This is a genomic window from Curtobacterium sp. MCSS17_007, assembly GCF_003234175.2.
GTDB lineage: Bacteria > Actinomycetota > Actinomycetes > Actinomycetales > Microbacteriaceae > Curtobacterium.
In genome coordinates this window covers 51,612-73,965 of sequence record NZ_CP126257.1, presented here as the reverse complement: position 1 = coordinate 73,965, position 22,354 = coordinate 51,612, and the positions used below count along the sequence as shown (strand labels likewise).

At 73.2% G+C, this 22,354-nt stretch carries 20 protein-coding genes; 11 read left to right on the top strand and 9 right to left on the bottom strand.

Features of this window, described 5'->3' with window-relative positions; all coding sequences use genetic code 11:
* Positions 1-7: 7 nt before the first annotated feature.
* From DEJ22_RS00350 to DEJ22_RS00340, 3 genes are all read right to left on the bottom strand, one after another.
* Positions 8-991 (bottom strand): serine hydrolase, encoded by a 984-nt coding sequence (locus DEJ22_RS00350; protein WP_111228078.1) that lies wholly within the window; start codon positions 989-991, stop codon positions 8-10.
* Positions 991-2,955, bottom strand: coding sequence for a M13 family metallopeptidase (locus DEJ22_RS00345; RefSeq protein WP_111228182.1), 1,965 nt, complete (start codon positions 2,953-2,955; stop codon positions 991-993). Before DEJ22_RS00345 ends, DEJ22_RS00350 begins: the two co-directional genes overlap by 1 nt.
* A 254-nt stretch (positions 2,956-3,209) precedes the next feature.
* Complete coding sequence (locus DEJ22_RS00340; protein ID WP_146241800.1) at positions 3,210-4,661, bottom strand: glycosyltransferase family protein; 1,452 nt, start codon at positions 4,659-4,661, stop codon at positions 3,210-3,212.
* Positions 4,662-4,934: 273 nt separating this feature from the next.
* Here DEJ22_RS00340 and DEJ22_RS00335 point away from each other — a divergent pair, with 273 nt between their 5' ends.
* From DEJ22_RS00335 to DEJ22_RS00320, 4 genes are all read left to right on the top strand, one after another.
* A complete protein-coding gene (locus DEJ22_RS00335; protein ID WP_146241801.1) occupies positions 4,935-5,501 on the top strand; it encodes a hypothetical protein in 567 nt (188 codons plus the stop codon).
* Between the two features lie 79 nt (positions 5,502-5,580).
* Positions 5,581-6,918, top strand: a complete 1,338-nt coding sequence (locus tag DEJ22_RS00330) for a uracil-xanthine permease family protein (protein ID WP_111228081.1) — start codon at positions 5,581-5,583, stop codon at positions 6,916-6,918.
* A 314-nt stretch (positions 6,919-7,232) separates the two neighbouring features.
* Positions 7,233-8,567, top strand: a complete 1,335-nt coding sequence (locus DEJ22_RS00325; RefSeq protein WP_111228082.1) for an MATE family efflux transporter — start codon at positions 7,233-7,235, stop codon at positions 8,565-8,567.
* Positions 8,564-9,787, top strand: a complete 1,224-nt coding sequence (locus DEJ22_RS00320) for a lipopolysaccharide biosynthesis protein (RefSeq protein WP_111228083.1) — start codon at positions 8,564-8,566, stop codon at positions 9,785-9,787. Before DEJ22_RS00325 ends, DEJ22_RS00320 begins: the two co-directional genes overlap by 4 nt.
* A 40-nt stretch (positions 9,788-9,827) precedes the next feature.
* On the opposite strand, the gene DEJ22_RS00315 is transcribed toward DEJ22_RS00320, so the two are convergent.
* Positions 9,828-10,982 carry a LacI family DNA-binding transcriptional regulator gene (locus DEJ22_RS00315; protein ID WP_111228084.1) on the bottom strand — a complete coding sequence of 385 codons (1,155 nt, stop codon included), beginning with the start codon at positions 10,980-10,982 and terminating at the stop codon, positions 9,828-9,830.
* A 97-nt stretch (positions 10,983-11,079) separates the two neighbouring features.
* Between DEJ22_RS00315 and DEJ22_RS00310 the strand changes: the two genes are divergently transcribed.
* From DEJ22_RS00310 to DEJ22_RS00290, 5 genes are all read left to right on the top strand, one after another.
* Positions 11,080-12,420 (top strand): MFS transporter, encoded by a 1,341-nt coding sequence (locus DEJ22_RS00310; protein ID WP_146241802.1) that lies wholly within the window; start codon positions 11,080-11,082, stop codon positions 12,418-12,420.
* 9 nt (positions 12,421-12,429) lie between these two features.
* Positions 12,430-13,125, top strand: a complete 696-nt coding sequence (nucS, locus tag DEJ22_RS00305) for an endonuclease NucS (RefSeq protein WP_111228085.1) — start codon at positions 12,430-12,432, stop codon at positions 13,123-13,125.
* A 91-nt stretch (positions 13,126-13,216) separates the two neighbouring features.
* Complete coding sequence (locus DEJ22_RS00300) at positions 13,217-13,879, top strand: HAD hydrolase-like protein (protein WP_111228086.1); 663 nt, start codon at positions 13,217-13,219, stop codon at positions 13,877-13,879.
* 52 nt (positions 13,880-13,931) lie between these two features.
* Positions 13,932-15,197 (top strand): MFS transporter, encoded by a 1,266-nt coding sequence (locus DEJ22_RS00295; RefSeq protein ID WP_111228087.1) that lies wholly within the window; start codon positions 13,932-13,934, stop codon positions 15,195-15,197.
* Positions 15,198-15,376: 179 nt separating this feature from the next.
* The gene (locus DEJ22_RS00290; protein ID WP_111228088.1) at positions 15,377-16,372 is read left to right on the top strand and encodes a helix-turn-helix transcriptional regulator; all 996 of its coding nucleotides are present in this window, start codon (positions 15,377-15,379) and stop codon (positions 16,370-16,372) included.
* A gap of 429 nt (positions 16,373-16,801) precedes the next feature.
* On the opposite strand, the gene DEJ22_RS00285 is transcribed toward DEJ22_RS00290, so the two are convergent.
* From DEJ22_RS00285 to DEJ22_RS00270, 4 genes are all read right to left on the bottom strand, one after another.
* Positions 16,802-17,635, bottom strand: coding sequence for an NmrA family NAD(P)-binding protein (locus tag DEJ22_RS00285; RefSeq protein ID WP_111228089.1), 834 nt, complete (start codon positions 17,633-17,635; stop codon positions 16,802-16,804).
* 125 nt (positions 17,636-17,760) lie between these two features.
* Positions 17,761-18,402, bottom strand: a complete 642-nt coding sequence (locus DEJ22_RS00280; RefSeq protein ID WP_111228090.1) for a nucleoside/nucleotide kinase family protein — start codon at positions 18,400-18,402, stop codon at positions 17,761-17,763.
* 44 nt (positions 18,403-18,446) lie between these two features.
* A complete protein-coding gene (locus DEJ22_RS00275; RefSeq protein ID WP_146241803.1) occupies positions 18,447-18,797 on the bottom strand; it encodes a hypothetical protein in 351 nt (116 codons plus the stop codon).
* The gene (locus DEJ22_RS00270; protein WP_111228092.1) at positions 18,794-19,228 is read right to left on the bottom strand and encodes an NUDIX hydrolase; all 435 of its coding nucleotides are present in this window, start codon (positions 19,226-19,228) and stop codon (positions 18,794-18,796) included. The genes DEJ22_RS00275 and DEJ22_RS00270 overlap by 4 nt, the downstream gene beginning before the upstream one ends.
* Positions 19,229-19,465: 237 nt before the next feature.
* Here DEJ22_RS00270 and DEJ22_RS00265 point away from each other — a divergent pair, with 237 nt between their 5' ends.
* Positions 19,466-20,818: an alpha/beta hydrolase gene (locus tag DEJ22_RS00265; protein ID WP_181430963.1), complete on the top strand. Its 1,353-nt coding sequence runs from the start codon at positions 19,466-19,468 to the stop codon at positions 20,816-20,818.
* Between the two features lie 128 nt (positions 20,819-20,946).
* Here DEJ22_RS00265 and DEJ22_RS00260 read toward each other — a convergent pair whose 3' ends face one another.
* Complete coding sequence (locus DEJ22_RS00260; protein WP_181430964.1) at positions 20,947-21,531, bottom strand: TetR/AcrR family transcriptional regulator; 585 nt, start codon at positions 21,529-21,531, stop codon at positions 20,947-20,949.
* 136 nt (positions 21,532-21,667) lie between these two features.
* Here DEJ22_RS00260 and DEJ22_RS00255 point away from each other — a divergent pair, with 136 nt between their 5' ends.
* Positions 21,668-22,306 (top strand): AmiS/UreI family transporter, encoded by a 639-nt coding sequence (locus DEJ22_RS00255; RefSeq protein ID WP_258379715.1) that lies wholly within the window; start codon positions 21,668-21,670, stop codon positions 22,304-22,306.
* Positions 22,307-22,354: the final 48 nt, after the last annotated feature.

The window sequence follows — 22,354 nt, the reverse complement described above, 5'->3', positions numbered from 1 at the left end:
TCCTCGGTCAGCGGTACGACGCTGCGTGCACGGCCTCGAGCACCTCGGTGCCCATCGTGCGCAGGGCCTCGACGACCGCGAGCCGCCGCTGGAGCGTCGCGTCGTCGAAGGTCACGGTGACGGCGTAGCTCACCGACGACCCCGGGCCGCGCAGGATCCCCGCCTCGGCACGGACCCCGGTCGACGAGCCGGTGACCACGACGGCCTGCAGTCCGTGGTCGAGCGCCCGGTGCGCGAGCGGATCGAGCCCGAACGCACCGGCCACCAGCGTGGTGTCGCTGGCGAGGGACAGCCAGCCGAGCACCCGGTTCGACACCGCCTCGTCGACGACCTCACCGAGCGCGAGGCCGCGCATGAGCCACGCGAGTTCCCCCGTCGGCGCGACCGAGGCATCCGGGGCGTCGTCCGGTCCGCGACGGTCGCGGATGCGGTCGATGAGGGCCGTCCGGTCGATGCCGAGCGCCTCGGCACGTTCCCGGACGGCGTCGATGCCGACGGAGGACAGCAGGGCGTTCATCGCCCAGGCGTCCGCAGTCGCACCGACGAGGGTGGCCAGGTCCGGCACCTGCATCGTCGGCTCCTGCAGGAACTGCCAGAGGCCGGCACCGGTCGCGGTGTCACGCGCCATCCGCTGGAGCCGGTCACCGTGCAGGCGTCCGTCCTCGAGCTGCGCCGCGACCTCGATGAGCAGCAGGATCCGGCCGAGGCTCGCGACCGGCTGCACGAGGGTGTCGTCGACGGCCAGCAGGGCCTTGCCGGTCGACGTGTCGATGATCGACGCGCTGACGCCGGCACCCTCGCGAGCGACCGCACCGAGCGCCTCCACCGTGGCGCCGAACCGTTCGTCCGCACCGCCGCGGTGCCGTCCGCGCGCGCGGGTGCCCTCCCCGCCACCGACGTGCTGTCGGCGACGGGAACGGCGAGCGGCGCCCGTGTCGGCGCCCGACTCCGCGCTCGGCTCGGACGACGGAGCCGCGTCCGGCTCGGTCATCACCAGATCGAGACGCGCTCGGCCGGGTCGAGGTACATCGCGTCCGACTCGGTCACGCCGAAGGTGTCGTAGAACACGTCGATGTTGCGCACGATCTGGTTGCAGCGGAACTCGTTCGGCGAGTGCGGGTCGATGCTCAGCAGCCGAGCGGCCTCCTCGGGCCGGATCGCCATCCGCCAGGCCTGCGCCCAGCTGAGGAAGAACCGCTCGGCACCGGTCAGGCCGTCGACGACCGGCGGCTCCTGGCCGTCGAGGGACAACAGGTACGCCTTCCACGCGATCGACAGGCCGCCGAGGTCGCCGATGTTCTCGCCGATGGTCAGTGCGCCGTTGACGTGTCCGTCCGGCACCTCCGTCGGCACGAGTGCGTCGTACTGCGCGATGAGGGCCTTCGTGCGCTCCTCGAACGCCGTGCGGTCGGCCTCGGTCCACCAGTTCTCGAGCCGGCCGTCGCCGTCGTACTGCGAGCCCTGGTCGTCGAAACCGTGGCCGATCTCGTGCCCGATGACCGCGCCGATCGCGCCGTAGTTCGAGGCCGCGTCGCGCGAGGCCTCGAAGAACGGGAACTGCAGGATCGCCGCGGGGAACACGATCTCGTTGAAGCCCGGGTTGTAGTAGGCGTTGATCGTCTGCGGGGTCATGAACCACTCGTCGCGGTCGATCGGCCCGCCGATCTTGCCGAGCTCGCGGTCGACCTGGAAGCTCGCGACGGCCCGCACGTTGCCGATCAGGTCGTCGGGGTTGACCGCCAGGGCCGAGTAGTCGCGCCACTTGACCGGGTAACCGATCTTCGGCGTGAACTTGTCGAGCTTGTCGAGGGCACGCGCGCGGGTCTCGTCGGTCATCCAGTCGAGCCCGGTGATGCTCTGCCGGTACGCCTCGACCAGGTTGGCGACGAGGTCGTCCATCTCGGCCTTGGACGTCTCGTCGAAGTGCTCCTGCACGTAGATGCGACCGACGGCCTCGCCCATCGCGCCCTCGACCAGCGAGACGCCGCGCTTCCAGCGCTCGCGCTGCTTCGGGGCACCGGTGAGGGCCGTGCCGTAGAACGAGAAGTTCGTCGCGGACATCGCGCTCGTCAGGTACGCGGCTGAACCACGGATGACCTGCCAGCGCAGCCAGTCCTTCCAGGCGTCGAGCGGCTGCGAGTGCAGGAGGTCGGCCAGGCCCGTGATGAAGGACGGCTCGCGGACCACGACGGTCTCGAAGGCGCCGGCCGGAGCACCGATCGCCTGCCACCACAGGTGCAGGTCCGTGCCCTTCGCGAGCGCGGCGACATCGTCCCACGACATCTTGTTGTAGGTCTTCTGGCTGTCGCGGGTGGTGACGTTGTCCCAGTGCACCGCGGCGAGCGCCGTCTCCAGCGCGATGACGGCCTCGGTGCTCTGCCCGGCGTCGGCGAAGCCCGCGAGCGGGAACATCGACGCGACGAACTCGCGGTACTTCGCCCGGATGTCGGCGAAGCGTTCCTCGCGGTAGTACGACTCGTCGGGCAGCCCCAGGCCCGACTGCTCGAGGAACACGACGTACGACTCCGGGTCACCCGGGTCGTTGTCGACGAAGAGCTGCACGAAGCCCGGCAGGCCCAGGCGCTCGAAGCGTCCGACCATCGCGATGACGTCGTCGACGGTCTCGACGGCGTCGATCTCGCCGAGCAGCGGGTCGATCGGGCCGGTGCCCAGGGCCTCCAGGCGCTCCTCGTCCGTGAAGGACGTGTAGAGGTCGCCGACCTTGCGCGCCTCGGTGCCGGGCGCGGCCTTCTGCGAACGCTCGATGATGTCGCGCACGGCGACCTCGGCGTCCTCGGCGAGCACGGTGAACGAGCCGTAGCGCGCCTTGTCGTCGGGGATCGGCGTCTCGGCGATCCACGTCCCGTTCACGTGCCGGTAGAGGTCGTCCTGCGGGCGGACGTCCGGGTCGAGCTCGTCGGTGTGGATCCCTGAGGTGCGTGCGACGTCGGTCATGCGCTCCACGATAGCCACCGGTGCCCGGTCGGCACGGAGTCAGTCACGCCCGGTCCCCCGAGCGTGCCGTCCCTGCGCGGCGGCGTGCCCGCCGAGGCGTGCATCCGGCCCGATCCCTGCACGGCACGGCCCGGCACAGCACAGCACAGCACAGCACAGCACAGCACAGCACAGCACAGCACAGCACAGCACAGGGACCATCTGGTCCACGTGGCGGCCGGCGTCGTGCAGGTCCTCGCTCCTCGCCCGTCTCCTCAACCCCGCGTGACTGCAGCCGGCCAGCCGCGCCGACGAGCCCCGAAGGCGCCGACGACGATCACCACGGCGGCGACCGCCGACGCTCCGACGGACACCTGGACGACCCCCGCCGCGTCCGGCACGATCGTCGACACCTGCAGGTCGACGAGGGACAGGTAGGGCACCCAGGCCAGCAGGACCCACGCGGTGAGCAGCACCGGGAACAGTCGTGGCAGGGCGGTGAGTCCGGCGCCGATCACGATGGTGATGATCGGCAGGATCGTCAGCGAGTAGCGGGTGTTGGGCGCACCACCGCCGTGGACGTAGTCGATCTCGACGACCGTCAGGATCGCGGCGACCGCGAGGAACATCAGCACGATCAGCGTCGTCGACGTCCGGTCACGTCGCCGTCCGGTGGTCGCAGGCACGGTGCGGAACCGTCCGATCTCCCAGAGCCCGACGACGCCCGCGAGGACCATCGGGAGGATCATGAGCACCCACTGCACGAGCTGGATCGGCTCGGCCGGGTCCAGGACGCCCCGGTAGATCCCGAACAGTCCGGTCCAGAAGTCCGGGTCCGTCGCGACCTCCGTCCTCGGGCGCACGACGCGCCCCATGTTCTCGATCCCCCAGTCCGCCTGCCGACCGCTGAAGGACCCGGTCAGCTGCTGGTTGCGGAACCAGAACCACCCCGACGCGAGCGCGGCGGTGACGACGGGGACGGCGGCCGCGAGCAGACGCGCCGGCACGCCGGTGAGCCTGCCGAACCGCACGGTGCGGGCGACCGCCAGTGCGACGACCAGGGCGACGAGCCAGAGTGCGAAGGACAGGCGGGTCGCCATGCCCCCGGCGCCGACGATCGCGGCGCCGACCAGGAGCCTGCTCGTGACACCGGTCCGCAGCGCTGCGCCGGCGATCCCGCAGGCGAGCACCGAGAACAGCACGAAGAGGACGTCGTTGTAGATCGAACCACCCTGTTGGACGAGCATGCCGGCGAAGGCCGTGACGACGGCGACCGCGCCCGGGAGCAGGCGCGCGGTGGGGAAGCACCGCCATGCGGCCCAGGCCGAGGCGAGGACCACACCGCCGGCCATCACGGCACTCATGAGACGTCCGGCCAGTACCGCGAGCAGGGCATCGCCGCTGTCGAAGAGCGGCCCCACGACCGGGGCGAGGACGAGGTAGTACAGCGGCGGGTGCTGCGCGACCCACTGCACCGGCGTCGTGCTGCCGAACGGGGCGTGGTGGGTGATGCCGTCCTCGAAGACGGGCAGGTGTGCGTGCCACACCGACAGGACGTAGTCGAAGTGCGCGGGCTCGTCGCCACCCTCCAACGGTGGGTAGGTGAAGGCCCGTGCGACGGACGCAGCCACCACGAAGACGACGGCGGCGACGACCACCAGGTCGGTCCAGGGTCGAGCGTCCTGCCGAGCCGCGAGCCGGGTGCTGGTACGTCGGAACCATGTCATGTGCAGCTGTGCGTCCCTCTCCGGAGTTGCGTGTTCGCGGGTGCTCGGTCTGGACGGAGGCGCTCCCTCGGCTCAGGGTGCAGCAGCGCGGACGCAAGGACCGCCGCAGCACACGAGCAGGGCTGACCAGCCGATGTCACCACCGGGGACAGGATCCCACGGTCGGTCGGGCTGCACGGCAGCCTCGGGCGGCGAGCGTTGCCGATCGGGTGACGACGGCCGGGGACACGCCGGTGCGGAAGCACCGAGGGCTCGATGCGTAGGTTCGACGACGTGGGAGACCGACCAGGCCCGGACGCGCCGTCGCAGGACAGCCAGCACGAGCCGCACGACCCGTACTCACGGCGCCCCGGGTACGTCACCGGGGTCGACGGCCGCACCGACACCTGGACGACCGCGTCGGTCGCTGGCATCGTCACGGGCGGCGCGGTGCTGTTCGTGTCGGGGTTGCTCCGGACCCCGACACCGCTCGCGTACGCTGCGGCGGTCGTGATCGGTGCCGTCGTGTGGTTCGGCGTGCGTGCACGCCGCCGAGCCGCGGATCGCCGCGAAGGCCGATCCCCCGACGCGGTGGCGCGGGCCCGCTCCCAGGCGATCGCCGACGCCAACGGGGGGCGGCGCTTCTTCGTCGCGCAGAACCCCGTCGTCGTCATCGTGATGGGCGGCGTCTTCCTCGCGGTCGCGGTCGTGCAGCTCGTCGCGAGGGGCCTGTCCGCCGGCTCGGTCGTCGTGGCGGTCCTCCTCGCCGCCTCCGCCGTGTACTTCGTGGCGCAGGGCACCGGCACGCTCGTCGTCCGTCGTCGCGAGCGCTCCCGAGGTACGGACGCCGGACGGCACTAGGACCCGCAGCAGGACCAGAGCACCCACAGCAGGACCGGAGCACCCGCACCAGGAGCCCCGCAGCCGCTACGGTGCTGCCATGGGACTCGGCTGGAAGCTGCACGGTGACGGCGCGACCGTCTCCTCCTCGACCATCGTGGCGCCGGACGAGCGCCTCTCCTGGGGTCGCACGATCGGGCTCGGCGTCCAGCACGTCGTCGCGATGTTCGGCGCCACCTTCCTGGTGCCGCTCATCACGGGCTTCCCGCCCTCGACGACCCTGCTCTTCAGCGGCATCGGCACGATCCTGTTCCTGCTCATCACCGGCAACCGGCTGCCGAGCTACCTCGGCTCGTCGTTCGCGTTCCTCGCCCCGATCGGTGCCGCGACGAAGATCGGCGGCATCCCGCTGGCGCTGTCCGGGATCATCGTGGTCGGCGTCCTGCTGGCGCTCGTCGGTGCGATCGTGCACCTCGCCGGGGCCGGGTGGATCGACCGTCTGATGCCCCCGGTCGTCTCGGGAGCGATCGTCGCACTCATCGGCTTCAACCTCGCGCCGGCTGCCCGCGACAACTTCACGAAGGCGCCGGTCGTCGCGCTGGTCACCCTGGCGGCGATCATCCTCGTCACGGTCCTGTTCAAGGGGCTGCTCGGTCGCCTGTCGATCGTCATCGGCGTCGCGGTCGGCTACGTGGCCGCCCTGCTCGCCGGCGAGGTCGACCTCTCGAAGGTCGCGTCCGCCCCCTGGATCGGCCTGCCGACGTTCACCGCCCCGGCCTTCGACCCGGGTCAGCTCGCGATCTACCTCGGTTTCGTGCCGGTCGTGCTCGCCCTGGTCGCCGAGAACGTCGGGCACGTCAAGGGCGTCGGCCAGCTGACCGGCCGGGACCTCACGCCGCTCACGGGTCGCGCGCTCCTCGCCGACGGCGTCTCGACCGTGCTCGCCGGCGCCGGCGGTGGTTCCGCGACGACCACCTACGGCGAGAACATCGGCGTGATGGCCGCCACCCGCGTCTTCTCGACGGCCGCGTACTGGGTCGCGGCGATCGTCGCGATCCTGCTCGGTCTGTCGCCGAAGGTCGGCATGGTCATCTCGTCGGTGCCCGCCGGCGTGCTCGGCGGTGCGACCACCGCCCTGTACGGCCTGATCGGCGTCATCGGCATCCGCATCTGGGTCGAGAACCGCGTCGACTTCGCGAAGCCGAAGAACCAGCTCACCGCCGGCATCGCGCTCATCATGGGCATCGCCGACTTCACGTTCTCGTTCGGTGGCGCGACCTTCGGCGGCATCATCGTCGGCACGATCGCCGCGATCGTCGTGTACCACCTGATGGACCTGGTCGGCCGTGCCCGCGGGACCGACCCGGCGACGCCGCAGGCGTCGGACGAGGCACGCGCCGCCACCGGGGCGATCCCGGCAGAGCCGCGCGCGGACTGAGCCGCGGGACCACCGGACGGGAGGCCCGTGGCGACCCCGCCACGGGCCTCCCGTCCGTCGCTTGGTCCAGCCGCCCGCTCCGTGGAGCAGCGATCGTCGGGTGGACGTGCTCGACTCGACGCTTCCTGCTCCACCGATGCACCGGACGAGCGGCGTCCGGTCAGGACAGGCCGATCACGCCGACCGTGAGCTGGACCAGCGCCAGGACGGCGGGCACCGCGACGGCGCCGGGCACGAGCGCGAGGAGGTCCACGGGCGCAGCGTACCGACGGCGGCACGAGCCGGTCCTGCTCCGACTCCGGCAGGATGGGCCGGTGCCCCGACCGTCCTCGCCCGCCGCGACGTCCGAACGGCGCTCCGTCGACCGGGACATCGTCCGCCTCGCGCTGCCGGCCCTCGGTGCGCTCGTCGTCGAGCCGCTGTTCCTGCTCACCGACACCGCGCTCGTCGGACACCTCGGGGCGACGGCGCTGGCGGCCGTGGGCCTGGCGAGCGTCGTCCTGCAGACGGTCACGGGCTTGCTCGTCTTCCTGGCGTACTCGACGACCCCCGCGGTGGCGCGTGCCCTGGGCGGCGGTGACCGTCGAGGAGCGGTGCACGCCGGCATCGACGGCATGTGGCTCGCGCTCGGCCTCGGGATCGTGCTCGCGCTCGTCGGCTGGCCGCTCGCCGGGCCGCTCGTCGACCTGTTCGGTGCCTCGGCCGAGGTCTCGGCCGCTGCGACCGCCTACCTGACGGTGTCCCTGATCGGGCTGCCGGGCATCCTCGTCGTGACCGCCTCGACCGGTCTGCTGCGCGGGCTGCAGGACACGCGGACGCCGCTCGTCGTGGCGACGATCGGGTTCGTGGCGAACGGGCTGCTCAACGCCGTGCTCATCTACGGCGCGGGCTGGGGCGTCGAGGGCTCCGCGGCCGGCACCGTCATCGTGCAGTGGGCCATGGCCGCCGTGTACGTCGTGATCGCCGTGCGTGCCGCGCGGGCGTCGGGCGCTCCGCTGCGCCCGGGAGCCTCCGGCGTGGTGCGGGCGCTCCGGTCCGGGGCGTGGCTGTTCCTCCGAACGACGTCGCTGCGCGTGGCGATGCTCGCGACCGTCGCGACCGCCTCGGGCCTCGGCACCACCGGTCTCGCGACGACGCAGGTCGGGCTCACGGTCTTCTCGACGCTCGCCTTCGCGCTCGACGCCCTGGCCATCGCCGGCCAGGCCCTCGTCGGCCACGGACTGGGCGCACGTGACCCCGATCGGGTCCGGCTGGTCACGCGCCGGCTCGTGCTGCTCGGCATCGTGGGCGGTGCGCTGCTCGGCGTGCTGACCTCGGCCGTCAGCGGTCTGCTCGGTCCGGTGTTCTCGGACTCGGCGGCGGTGCGCTCGGCCCTGCCGCTCGTACTCGTGCTCATCGCCGTGGGGATGCCCGTCGCCGGCTACGTGTTCGTGCTCGACGGCGTGCTCATCGGCGCCGGGGACGCGCGCTACCTGGCCGTCGCGGGGCTCGTGAACCTGGTCGTGTACCTGCCGCTGCTGTGGTGGGTCGGCGGCACACTCGCGGGACTGTGGGCGGCCTTCGCGCTCGGCTACATCGGCGTCCGGGCGGTGACCCTCGGGGTGCGGGCGCACCGCCGGGGCTGGGTCGAACAGGCGCTGGCGCGGTGACCGGTCGATCGCGCGTCGCGTCCTCGGCGCTGCTCGCCACCGTCGGCATCGGCGTGCAGGGCCTGGCGAAGCTCATCGTCACCGTCGTCGTCGGCCGGGTCTTCGGCACCGAGACCCTCGGGCAGACGACCGCGCTGTTGTCGCTGTCCGTCTTCACCGCGCTGCTCTGGCCGAACGCCGCGGGCAACACCGCGTCGCGGGTCCTGGCGATCGCGCTGCGCGGGCGACGGTCGGACACCGCGGTGAACCGGCTGCTCGGGGTGTCGATGGCGGTGTCGAGCGTCGTGCTCGCCGCCGTCACCGTGCCGGTCGCACTGACCTGGGGAGCCAGCCCGGGCATGGTCGTCGGCGGTGTCGGGGTCGTCGTCGGGTACGGCCTGTACTGCTACGCCCGCGGTGCGCAGCTCGGGTACGACCGGGCACCCAGGGTCGCGCTGTGGGACACGGTCACGAGCCTGCTCGCCCTCGGGTTGCTCGTCGCGGCGTGCGTCGCCCGGCTCGAGCCGCTCGTGCTGCTGCCCCTGGCGATCGGGTACACCGTGTTCGCGATCGCCTGCTGGCCGCGGGGGAACCGCGCCGCGGATGCCGGCGCACCGGTCGAGCCCACGACCGGCCTGCTCGCGTTCGCGGCGTGGAACGTGCTCGCGGTCACCACCTCGAACGGGCTGCTGCAGCTGGCGATGATCTCGGCGCAGGTCACCGCCTCGGCACACGACGCCGGGGTGTACGCCGCGGCGTTCACCCTGGCGACGCCGGCGTCGATGGTCGGGCAGGCGCTCGGGCAGGTGCTCGTGCCGGCGTTCGCGCACCGGTCGGACGGCGGGTCGCTGCGGTCCCGCGGCGCGCTGCTGCTCGTCGGGGGCTTCGCCGTGGGGACCGCCGTGGTGTTCGGGCTCGTGGCGTGGCTCGCCGGGTGGTTCCTGCCGATCGTCTACCCCGCCGAGGGGGCTGCGGCCGTGGCAGACCTGCGGTACCTGATGGTCGGGGTGTGGGTGTTCACCGTCGGGCTCGTGCCGGCGGCACTCCTGCTGGCGTCCGGACGGTCGCGGCAGGTGGCGCTGGCGTCGGTCGCGGGGTTCGCGGTCGGGGTGGTGCTCATGGCGGTGCTCGCGCCGACGACCGGGGTCGCCGGGGGCAGCACGGGGTTCCTGGTGGGGAGTGCGGTGAACCTCGTCGCGGTGGTGGCGCTCGGGCTGCGCCGACCGCGGCCAGCGCGGTAGTCCGTCGTGGATCAGGTCGTTCGTGACAGCCCGAGCTCGGTCAGCCGAGGACCGCGGAGCGGACCGGTCCCGTCGTGTCCCCGATCCGGAGCTCCGACCGGAACGCCGCGGGCTCCGGCTGTCCGCCCTCGAGCATGGCCAGCGCGGCACGTGCGGCGGCCCGACCCTTCTGCTCGAACGGCTGCGCCAGGGTCGTGAGCTGCCGGATCGGCGAGCGGTGCAGCAGGCTGTCGTCGACCGTGATGCCGTCGAAGCCGACCACGCTGACGTCCTCGGGCACCCGGAGCCCGGCGTCGAGCGCAGCCGAGATCACTCCGACCGCGAGCAGGTCGCTCTGCGCCACCACGGCCGTCGGCACCGCTCCGTCGCCCGCGAACAGGGTCTGACCGGCGGTCCGACCCTCCTCCACCGAGCTGCCGGCGGCCTCGATCGCGACGGCGTCCGGGTACTCCTCGCGCACACCGCGGAGCCGCTGGAGCGTGGTGTGCGCGACGCCCTCGGCCGCACGGGACGCGTCGATCCACCCGCGCCGGCGCTCGGCGTCGAGCGGGAGCGTCACGACCGTCACCGCGGTGTGCCCGAGCTCCCGCAGGTACGCAGCAGCACGGCGCGATGCCTCGCGGTTGTCGAGCTGCACGGGGACGGCGCCCTCGATGTCGTCCGCCTCGATCGCCACGACGGGGATCTGCCGGCGGCGGAGCACGGCGACCGCCGGGTCGATCCGCACGTTGCAGCCGACCAGGACGACGGCGTCCATCGGGGCGTCGACGATCGGCCCGGCGCCCTGCTCGTCGTCGAGGGGGCTGCGCACGAGCAGCAGGGAGGCGCTCGCCTCGCCCGCGACCTCGGCGATGCCGTCGAGCGTCAGGACGTTCGCCGGATCACGGAACGCGTCGCTCAGGCGCTCGTCCATGACCACACCGATCACGCCCGAGCGACCGCGGCGCAGGGAACGGGCGCGAGGGTCGGGTCCGCCGTACCCGAGCTCCGCGGCTGCGGCGAGCACCCGGGCCTTGGCGTCCTCGGACACCGGGCCGGCACCGCTGAACGCGAGCGAGGCGGTGGACGGGGCGACCCCGGCGGCGCGGGCGACGGCGGCCAGGGTCGGACGGGGGCCGCGGCGCGCGGGACCGTCGGCGCGGTCGCGGGAACCGTCGGTCCCGGACGCGCCGGGTCCTGTTGCCGGTTGGTCCATCGCCCGTTAGCGTAGTCACACGAGCCGGTCGAATCGATTCGACCGCACCCGCGACACGCACTTCGACGGCCACCATCAGCACGAGACCGGAAGCTCCATGACGACGACGTCCACCCGTACGACACCGACGACCCGCACCTGGATCATCGCGGTCTTCGTGGCCTTCACCCTGTCCGGCCTGGCCATCGCCACCTGGCTCGGGCGGATCCCGAGCGTGCGCGACTCGCTCGGCGCCACGACGTTCGAGATGGGGCTGCTCGTGCTCGGCATGGCGGTCGGCTCGATCGGCGGCCTGACGTTCGCCGGGCACATCGTCGCGAAGGTCGGCGCGCGCCGTGGCGTGCAGGTCGCCTCGGTCTGCCTGGCCGTCGGGCTCGTGTTCGCCGGTCTCGCCGTCACGTACGGGTGGGGCTTCGCGGCGATCTGGGTCGGCCTCATCGCGTTCGGGTTCGGCAACGGCCTGGTCGACGTGTCGATGAACGTGTCCGGCGCCGCTGCCGAGAAGGCCGGCGGCCGCACGATCATGCCGCTCTTCCACGCGGCGTTCAGCGTCGGCACGCTCGCCGGGGCCGGCCTCGGCGCGCTCACCGAGAAGCTCGAGGTGCCGGTCGTCCTGCACTTCGCCGTGCTCGGCGTCGTGGTCTGCCTGGTCATGCTCGCCGCGGCCTCGCGCTTCGGCGACGAGCACCGGTACGAGGAGCACGAGTCCACCGCGACCAGCCCGACCCCGGTGCAGCTCACCCGCTGGCAGGTCTGGGCGCAGCCGTCGACGCTCCTCATCGGCGTCATCGTGCTCGGCATGGCCCTGGCCGAGGGGTCCGCGAACGACTGGCTGCCGCTGGCCATGATCGACGGGCACGGGCTCGACAACGCCGCCGGGTCCGCGGTGCTCACGGTGTTCCTCGCGGCGATGACCGCGGGTCGGATCGCCGGCAGCCCGCTCATCGACCGGTTCGGCCGCGTGCCCGTCCTCCGGGTGAGCGCCGCCGTCGCCGTGGTCGGCCTCGGCCTGCTCATCTTCGTCGACGTGATCCCGATCGCCATCGTGGGCGTCGTCCTCTGGGGTCTCGGCGCGAGCCTCGGGTTCCCGATGGGCATGTCCGCCGCCGCCGACGACCCCCGCTCCGCCGCGCTCAAGGTCAGCGCCGTCGCGACGATCGGGTACGTGGCGTTCCTGGCCGGTCCGCCGCTCATCGGCTTCCTCGGCGAGCACATCGGCCTGCTCGGCGCCCTGCTCGTGGTCTTCGTCTTCATCATCGCCGCCGGCCTGGCATCCGGCGCGGCCCGCGAGACCGGTGCAGCGGCCGAGACGCTGCGGGAGCGGCGCGCGGGGAAGACCGGCCACGCGCCGGACCGCAGCGCGGCCGGCGGGGGCGAGCCGCGCCTCCAGGCCGAGCCGACGGAACAGGCGGACGCCGGGGCGCGCACCGACCGTTAGGATCGCCGGGTGCGTCTCGTCATCGCCCGCTGCTCCGTCGACTACGCCGGACGCCTGTCGGCCCACCTGCCGCTCGCGACCCGCCTGCTCATGCTCAAGGCGGACGGCTCGCTGCTCGTCCACTCCGACGGCGGCAGCTACAAGCCGCTGAACTGGATGAGCCCGCCGTGCTCGATCGAGATGACCGACCCCGACGAGGAGCAGGCGAGCGCCGGCATCACGCAGGTCTGGACCGTCACGCAGAAGAAGACGCAGGACAAGCTCATCGTCAGCCTGTACGAGGTGATCGCTGACGAGAGCCACGACCTCGGCGTCGACCCGGGCCTGGTGAAGGACGGCGTCGAGGCGCACCTGCAGCAGCTCCTGGCCGAGCAGATCGAGCTCCTCGGCGACGGCCACACGCTGGTCCGACGCGAGTACATGACGGCCATCGGGCCGGTCGACATCCTGGCGCGCGACGGGGCCGGGGCGAGCGTGGCGGTGGAGATGAAGCGCAACGCGAACATCGACGCGGTCGAGCAGCTCACCCGGTACCTCGAGCTCATGAACCGCGACCCGCTGCTCCGCCCCGTGCAGGGGGTGCTGGCCGCGCAGACGGTGGCCCCGCAGGCGCGGACCCTCGCCGAGGACCGCGGCATCCGCGTCCTCGTGCTCGACTACGACGCGATGCGTGGCATCGAGGGCGGGCACACCCGCCTGTTCTGACGGTCGGCCGGGAGGCACTGCGAACCTCCACCCCGCGTCCTCCGGCCCGCCCCGTGGTCGCGGCCACCGCCCCGACTAGGCTGGTCAGGACATGACGCGCCCGTACACCGCCATCCTGTTCGACCTCGACGGGACCATCAGCGACTCCGCTCCGGGGATCCTCGAGAGCATGACGCACACCTTCCGCACGGTCGGCGTGCCCGTGCCGGACCACGCGACGCTGATGTCGTTCGTGGGCCCGCCGATCATGGACACCTTCCGCACCGCGATGGGGATGGACGACGCGCAGGCGGACCACACGCTCGCCGTCTACCGCGAGCACTACCTGTCGCACGGGGCGCTCGACTCGGCGATGTTCCCGGGGATCGACGTCGTCCTCCGCACGCTGCACGAGGCCGGGCTGCCGATCTCGACCGCGACGAGCAAGCCCGAGACCCCGGCGACGGTGATCCTGGACCACTACGGCCTGACCGGGTACATCGACTTCGTCACCGGTGCCAGTGACGACGAGGTCCGGAGCGCCAAGGCCGACGTCGTCGCCGAGGCCCTGCGTCGCCTCGAGGCCGCCGGGCACGACGTCAGCCGCCCGGTGCTCGTCGGTGACCGGCTGCACGACGTCCAGGGTGCCCGCGTGCACGGCGTGCCGGTCGTGTTCGCCGAGTGGGGCTACGGCACCCCGGCCGAGGCAGAGGGCACCGTCGCGCAGGCTGCCACACCGCTCGACCTGCTGCCGATCCTGCTGCCGGCCGCGTGACGGGCGGGGCGGGCGGGACAGGCGTGACCGGCCTCGTGACCGGCAGCGCGTCGTGAGCGGGAGCACCACCGCCCGTCGCGGGCTCCGCGGCGCCGCCTGGCTGCTGCCGGCCGCGATCGTCCTCATCGCCCTGAACTTCCGCGGGCCGATCGTCGCACCCGCGCCGGTGATCGGCGAGGTCCGGCTCGACCTCGGCCTGACCGCCGCGATCGCCGGACTCCTGACGACCATCCCGGTCCTCTGCTTCTCGCTCGCGACGCCCTTCGCCAGCTGGGTGATCGCGAAGGCCGACCCCGAGCGCGCGGTGTCCCTGTCGCTCGTCATCGTGCTCGCGGGCACGGTGCTGCGGTCGATGCCCTCGGCGGCGGCGCTGCTGATCGGCACGGCGGTGATCGGCATCGGCATCACGATCGGCAACGTGGTGATCCCGGTCGTGATCCGGCGGGACACCTCCCCGGAGCGCGTCGGCCTGGTCACCGGGGTCTACACGTCGGCCCTCAACGTCGGTTCGATGATCACGTCGCTGGGCACCGCGCCGATCGCCGCCGCGTGGGGCTGGCCGGTCGCCATCGCGGTGTGGGCCGGCTTCGCCGTCGTCGCGGGGCTCGCGTGGACGTACGCGGTGGGTACCCGGGCTGCCTGGCTCCGCCCGGCGCGCACGGCGCCCGTCGTCGCGACCGGCCCCGTCGAGCTGCTCACCGAGACCGGCTCGATCCGCACCGTGACGGCAGCGTCCGACCAGGCCGAGGTCCCGGTGCGTCCGGCGCGTCGGCTCATCACCTGGGGTCTGACACTGGCGTTCGGTGGGCAGGCGTTCTCGTACTACGCGCTCACGGCGTGGATCCCGACACTGCTGCACGACGAGATCGGCTTCTCCGCGGAGTCGTCGGGCGCGAGCTCGTCGGTGTTCCAGATCCTGGCGGTCGTCGGGGCGCTCGGCGTGCCGGTGCTCGCGACCCGCTGGCGACCGCGGGCGATCATCGCCCTCGTGGCGTTCCTGTGGCTCGCGATGCCGCTCGGGCTGCTGGCCGCCCCGCAGCTGTGGCTCCTCTGGTCGGTGCTCGGCGGGGCGGCGCAGGGTGGTGGGATCACGGTCATCTTCATCGTGATCGTGCGGATCGTGACGAGCGACGACGACGCCAGGCGGATGTCCGCGTTCGTGCAGGGCGGCGGGTACCTCATCGGGTCGGCCGGACCGCTGGTCGCCGGGTCGCTGCACGGCGCGACCGGTGACTGGACGGCACCGCTGCTCGTCGTGCTCGTCGCGGTGCTGACGCTCGGGGTCGTGGGCACGATCGCGGCGCGACGCGTTGACTGAGGTGCGAACCCGTCGAGCGTGACCGGCGTGGCGGGGGCACCACGAGCATCCGGTCCGGCACCGCGGCACGCCGCACCCCGTCCCCCGCGCGCGAGGGACCGCCTGGATCAGGAACTGACGTTTTCCGGACACCGGCACGGCCCGGTGCGCTCCCCTCCTGCACACTGCTGTCGATCCCCATGACCGACGAACGACCCGACGTGGCCGACCACGACACCGCCGCCGACGTGCCGCTGACGCTGACCCGCACTCGGCTCGTCACCCGCACCCGGGACACCGCGACCGCGAAGAACGCGATCCTGCACACCTTCCTGGTCCGCGGACTCGAGGTCACGGGCAGCAACGACTTCTCGTTCGAGGAGACACTGACCGGCACCTCGCTGCTCACCCTCGAGTCGACCAGCTGCACCGGCACCGTCCGGGGCGAGGTGGACGCCTCCGCCGCGATCGTCATCGCCTGGTTGAAGTCCGGTCACGCGGTCGTCGGCGGTCAGCAGCTGCCCGTCGGCCGACCGGTCCTCTACGCACCCGGCAGGCAGCAGGTGCAGTGGGACCGGTTCCAGAAGGACGTCATGCGCATCGACCGCGAGATCGTCGAGCAGATCGCAGCCGCCCGTGGCGGATGGGAGCCCGGCCCGCTCGGGTTCCAGCCGAACCACATCCCCGAGGGGGCACCCCTGGCCGCCTGGTGGCTGATGGTGCGCACCGTCGCCGCCGAGATCCTGGGCGCCACCGGCGAGGTCTCGCGCGAGCGGGAACAGGAGCTCGCCGCGATCGCCGCCGCCGGCCTGCTGACCGCGATCCCGCACTGGCCACTCGAGCAACCCGCCGAGCGGACGCAGCACGCCGGGCTCGCCGACGCCGAGACGTTCATCCTCGACCACGTCGCCGACCGGATCACGGTCGACGACGTCGCCACGGCCGCCCGCATGAGCGTCCGTGGGCTGCAGAGCGCGTTCCAGCGCATCCACGGCACCACCCCCATGAGCTACCTGCGGAGCATCCGGCTCCTCATGGCACGGCAGCAGCTCGAGTCCGGCGGACCGGCACAGGTGGCCGAGGTCGCACGGTCGGTGGGGATCACCCACCTCGGCCGCTTCTCCGGGGCCTACCGCGAGGAGTTCGGCGAGCTGCCGGGCGAGACGCTCCGGGCGGCCCGGCAGCACGCCGGCTGACGTCGTCCCCCGAGGGTTGCGAGGGCGGCCGCCGTCGGTTCGGGTCCGGGACGGGCGCCCTCGCGCTACGGCGCCGTCGGGTTCGACGCTGCGTTTCAGACGAGACCAGCCCGGGAACAGGGATCCGGGCTCCCGCGGTCAGGGTCCCGCGGGGTAGCCCGACCGAATCTACGCGGTGATCCGAGGGCTCACTCAGGATGAGCGCCGATCGGATCGTCACGGGTGTCGCTCGGAGGAGCACCGGTGTGCGGTGCCTGGCTGTGACCCGAACACAGCCAGACACGTCGACCACCGCCTCCGGACGGAGGCTGCGGCGGCCCCGGCACGAGCGCCGGACACCACTCCAGTGGACCAGGCGCGGAGTCCTGGCACGAGTCCCACAACGCGGGGGGAACGGACGTTCTCCCCGCGTTCGCGCCGAGCTGGGCGTCAGCCCGCCTGGAGTACCTCGCGGAGGGACAGCGGTCGCCTGCCCGTGACCCGCTCGACGTCGGTCGAGACGTGGGACAGCGCTCCCTCCGCGATCGCCGTGTACGTGCTCACCCACGCGTCCGCCTGCCACGGCTCGGGGTTCCACCGTGCTCGCGAGGCGTACGCCTCCTCGACCGTCTCGGGCTGGTAGGTCACGGCGCGGCCGCGGACCTCCGACACGGTGGCCGCCGCCTGGGCGAGGCTGATCGCCTCCGGCCCGGTCAGCTCGTACGTGCGGTCCCGGTGCTCGGACGGGTGCAGCAGCACCTCGGTCGCGACCCGCGCCACGTCCGCCCGGGCCACCGCCGCCATCGTGCCGTTGCCCGCCGGTCCGCGGATCACGCCGTCCTCGCCGACCAGGTCCTCGACGAAGTCCAGGTAGAACGAGTCCCGCAGGAAGGTGTGCGCCATCGGGGTCTCCTCGATCGCCCGCTCGGTGGCCCAGTGGTCGCGCCCGAGCGTGAACGTCGCGTCCGGTGCTGCACCGACGAAGGACGTGTAGACGACGTGCCCGACCCCCGCGGCGGCAGCGGCCGCGACGAAGGCCCGGTGCTGGTCGAGACGGTCCTGCGCCTCGGCGCCCGAGACCATGAGCAGCAGGTCGACGCCCTCGAGCGCGGCACGGGACGCCACGACGTCGGCGTACGACGCGACCGCGACCTCGGTCCCGGGCAGCTCGGGGGCGCGAGCGGCGTCGCGCACGACCATGCGGAAGGACGCGCCCGCCGCGGCGAGGGCGCGGGCGACGGCGCCGCCGATGTTGCCGGTGGCGCCGGTGATGGCGATGGTCATGGTCGCTCCTGTCGTGTGGTCGTGCACGGGGCTCGGATCGGTGGTCAGGTGCGGGGCGCGGATCGGTGGTCGGGTGCGAATCCGTCGGGTCGGTGGTCGGGTGCGGATCCGTCGGGTCGGGTCCGTCAGGTCCGGACCGTCCGGGAGGCGCGGGGCAACGTGGCAGCGACCCTCGCGGCGTTCACGCCGTCGACCTCGAGTGCCCAGGCGCGGGCCGCCCCGTGGTCACGTCCGTGCCGCATGTGCCGACCGACCAGGCGGTCGACGCGGACCCCGTCGTCGACGACGCACGCCCACGTCTCCGTGAACAGGTCGGACAGCGCGGACCAGGGCGTGTCGCCGTCGAGCAGGTAGTTGCCCTCGGAGACGACGAGTCGGGTCGCGCGCGGGACGGCGATGCTGCCGGCGACGGGCTCGTCGACGCGGCGGTCGAAGTCGGGAGCCCAGACGACGTCCTCGTCCGCGGCGACCAGGCGGCGGACGAGCGCGACGTAGCCGGCGGCGTCGAAGGTGTCGATCGCACCCTTGCGGTCGCGGCGACCGAGGGTGTCGAGCGCGGCGTTCGCCAGGTGGAAGCCGTCCATCGGGACCTGCACGGCGGTGCCCGGCCCGTGTGCGGCGTCGACGGCCGCGACCACCCGGCGGGCGAGGGTCGACTTGCCCGCTCCCGGTGCCCCGGCGATGCCGAGCACCGTGCGTCCCGCACCCCCGGCGAGCGCCACGGCCCGCGCGACGGCGGCGTCCACGGAGCGCTCGGTCGGGGTCACCGCTCCATCCTGACAGGGACGGTGGTCCAGCGTGCTCGACGTGCTCAGCGTGCTCGGCGTCCGACCCGGTCCCAGGTCTCGCGCACCGGGCCGGGCGGCAACAGCGCGTCGAGCTCGGCGCCGAGCGTGGCCAGGGCAGCCAGGTGGTCGGGCAGCAGCAGGTCCCACGGTGGTGGCGCGACGCGTTCGAGGGACCGCAGTGTCGCGGTGTCCGGTGCGGTTCCCCACTGCTCGGCGAGGGCGTGCACGAGGACGTCCTGCTCCAGGCGCAGGCCGCGGAGCCGGTCGAGCAGGGCGCGCGCACGGTCGGCGTCCTGGGCGGCCTCCACGAGCTCGCCGAGCAACGCCCGCTCGTCCCAGAGCCGGGCGGACAGGTCGGTGGCCTCGCCGCTCACGGCCGTCGCGCCCATCCGAGGGCGATCGGCACGAGCAGACCGTGCCGGCGGTGGGGCAGCTCGGCGATCGGCACCCACGCGGCCTCGTCGGTCGAGCCGTCGGCCTCGCTCCGGAGCGTGCCGCCCGTGACGGTCGCGCGGAACACGACCTGCACCGCCTTCATCGGTCGGCCGTTGTCGTGCATCCGGCGCTCCTTGGGCACGATGTGGTGCCGGATGCCGAGGAGCGGTCCGCAGGTGGCCTCGTACCCGGTCTCCTCGAGCACCTCGCGGACGACGGCCTGCTCGACGGTCTCGTCGAACTCGACCCCACCGCCCGGCAGCGTCCACGTCCCCGCTTCGGGCACCCGCAACCGGGCCAGGAGCACGCGGTCGCCCTCGGTGATCACGCCGTAGGCGGCGAGCCGGGTGTCGTAGTCCGTGTACTCCATGCGCCGACCATGCCAGGGACCTCGGACGAGGACACCCAGACGCGCCGCCTCCGGAGGGGTGGTGCGGTGCTCGTGCGGTCCTCCGCACCACCGGCGGGCCATCATCGCCTGGCCGGTCGGACAGGCCCCGACCGTCACCCGGCCACGTCCGGTGCGGGGTCGCTCAGGGTCAGCCGGGAACCCGCCGGGGAACCCGGTCGCGGAGGCGTTCCGGTCACCTGCGCTCGCTACCGTCACGTGACCACGACGCTCCCGCCCGTCCCCCCGTCGGCCTCCCGGGAGCGACCCGACCACCCGGACGTACCCGTGACGACCCTGCCGCTCCTCTCTGCCCACGTGCTCGTGCCGCTCTACGCGCTGACCCTGGTGGCCGCGGTCGTCGTCCTCGCCGGCGTCCGCCGGTCGTGGCGCTGGTGCGTGGTGGCGGTCCTCGCCGGCGCCGTGGTCGGGACGCTGCTGTCGTGGTTCCTCGGCGACGTGCTCGACGTCCTCGGGATCCCGCCGACCTGGGTCGACCGCATCTGGACCGGGGTCGTCTGCGCCCTGCTCGGCGTCGCGGTCGTCGGACTGGTCCGCGGTCGACGGCTGACCCGGGTGGTCGCCGCGCTGGTGGTGCCCCTCGCCCTCGTCTCCGGCGGACTCGCGGTCAACCGGGACGCCGGGCTCTACCCGACGATCGCGGACGCACTCGGCCAGTCGCACGTGCCGCCGCTCCGGCTGCCGGACGACCCGGATCCCGGAACACACCGAGCCGACGCTGCGACCTGGCGGCCGCCGCAGGACATGCCCGCACACGGTCGCTACGGCTCGGTGCGGATCCCCGGCGAGGTGTCCCACTTCCACGCCCGCCCCGCGATCGTCTGGCTGCCACCGGCCGCCCTCGTCGAGCACGCGCCCGAGCTGCCCGTCGTCGTCATGCTGTCCGGACAGGGACCCGGGGCCGCACCGGCGAACATCATCGAGGCCGGCCGGATGGCGGACCGGCTCGACGCGATCGCGCACCGGAACCGCGGCCTGGCCCCGATCGTCGTGATGCCCGACCAGCTGGCCCGGGCCTCGAACAACCCGATGTGCGTGGACGGCCCGCTCGGCAACAGCGCCACCTACCTCACCCGCGACGTGCCGGACTGGGTGCACGACCACCTCCACGCCGCTGACCCCGGTGCGGACTGGGCGATCGCCGGGTTCTCGCAGGGCGGCACGTGCGCGCTGCAGCTCGGGGCCGGTCGCCCCGACCGCTTCGGGTCGTGGATCGACGTCTCGGGGCAGATCGGTCCGGTCCTCCAGGGCGGTGACGACACCGTCTCGAGGGGTTTCCGCGGCGATCGTGCAGCGTACGCGGCGGCGCAGCCCCTGCGGGTCCTCGCCGAACGGGCGCCGTACCGTGACTCCGCCGCCTTCGTCGCAGCCGGTTCCGACGACAGTCGGTACGGCCCGGTCGTGCCGAAGGTGGTCGCGGCGGCACGGTCCGCCGGCGTCACCGTCACGGAGCGGGTGATCGAGGGCGGAGGGCACGACTGGCACACCGCCGGCGTCGCCCTGGCCGAGGGGGTCGAGTGGTTCGCGCACCGCACACACCTGGCCCGATGACGAGGACGTGACCGGCTCTCCGCGGTCAGGCACGCGGTCCCCCTGGCCGCGGTCGTCGTCCTGGCGCTGACCGTCGCCGCACGGACGCTCGTCGCCGGCGGTGTGGTCGGCGGCGCTCGAGCGGTCGTTCAGACGGCGGCCGCGGCGGCCGACCACCCGGCGCGCATGCGCGCGACCGCGCGGTCCCACCCGTCGAGCAGGTCGGCGTCGTCCCGGAGCATCGCCTGCAGCTGCAGTCCCTCGAAGAGCGCGACGAGCTGCTCGGCCGCGTGCCGGGGTGCGGCTCCCCGGGGCTCGCGACCGGCGACGACGTCCCGCACGAGGGCGAGGGTCACGTCCTCGAAGAGCATCGTGTACTGCTGCCGGAACCACCCCGACGCCGGGTGACCCGGGGTCGATGTGGCGCTGAGCAGCGCGACCCGGAGCCGCACGAGCGCGGGGTGCTGCTGGCCGCGGTCGAGCCGGGCCCGGAGGTACGCGACGGCCCCCTCCTGCTCGGCGACGCCGCGGAGTGCCTCACGCCCGACCCCGGCCCACCGGTCGACGACGGCCACCACGAGCAGCTCCCACGACGGGAACACCCGGTGCAGCTCGTCGACCGTGACCCCGGCGGACCGGGCGACCTCCTCCGGTCCGACCGCGTGGAAGTCGCCGTCGCGGAAGGCGTCGGCGGCACCGGAGACGATGCGGGAGCGGAGGTCGGCGTCGGGCACGTGGTCGATCCTGCCGACCGGACCGTGCGGGCGCGACCTCCCCGTCCGGGGGCGGGCGGTGTCACGGAACGTCACCGTCGGACACAGTCCGACACAACCCTTCCGAGGCCCCCGCACCGCTGTCACGGTCGTCGGCATGGCGTACATCTGCTTGGTCCTCTCGGGGGCAGCACTGCTCATCAACGGGCTCACCCTGCTCGGTCGGGTGCCCGGCCGCGACAGCGGTGTGTTCAACGTCCTGGTCGGCGGCGTGCAGCTCGTGCTGTGCACGGCCGTCGCCGTCACGGCCGACGGGTCGCTGCCCGTCCTGCTGTCGATCGCGGGGACGTTCCTGTTCGGCCTCACCTACCTGTACGTGGGGCTCGACACGCTCGCGAGCCTCGGATCGACGGGACTCGGCTGGTTCTGCGGCCTCGTCGCCGCGATCGCCGTCGTGTTCGCGGTCACGAACGCCACCGTCGACCCGGTCCTCGCCGTGCTGTGGGCGACCTGGGCCGGGCTGTGGACGCTCTTCTTCCTGCTGCTCGCACTCGGCCTCGACGTCGGCCGCTACACGGCCTGGGCGCTCGTCCTCGCCAGCCAGACGACCACGACGGTGCCGGCGCTCCTCGGGCTCTCGGGTCGGTGGCCGGCCGGGCCCGCGTGGACCGTCGGCGCCGGCGCCGTCGCGGTCATCGTCTTCGTCGGCGCGGCCGTGCTCGCCCGTCGCGGGGCGCGACCGACGGAGGTCCAGCCCGCGCAGACCCCGGTCGTGGCCCAGCCCGCCGCCGCCTGACGACACTCCCCCTCCACGCAGACCGACCCGCACGACGACACGCAGACC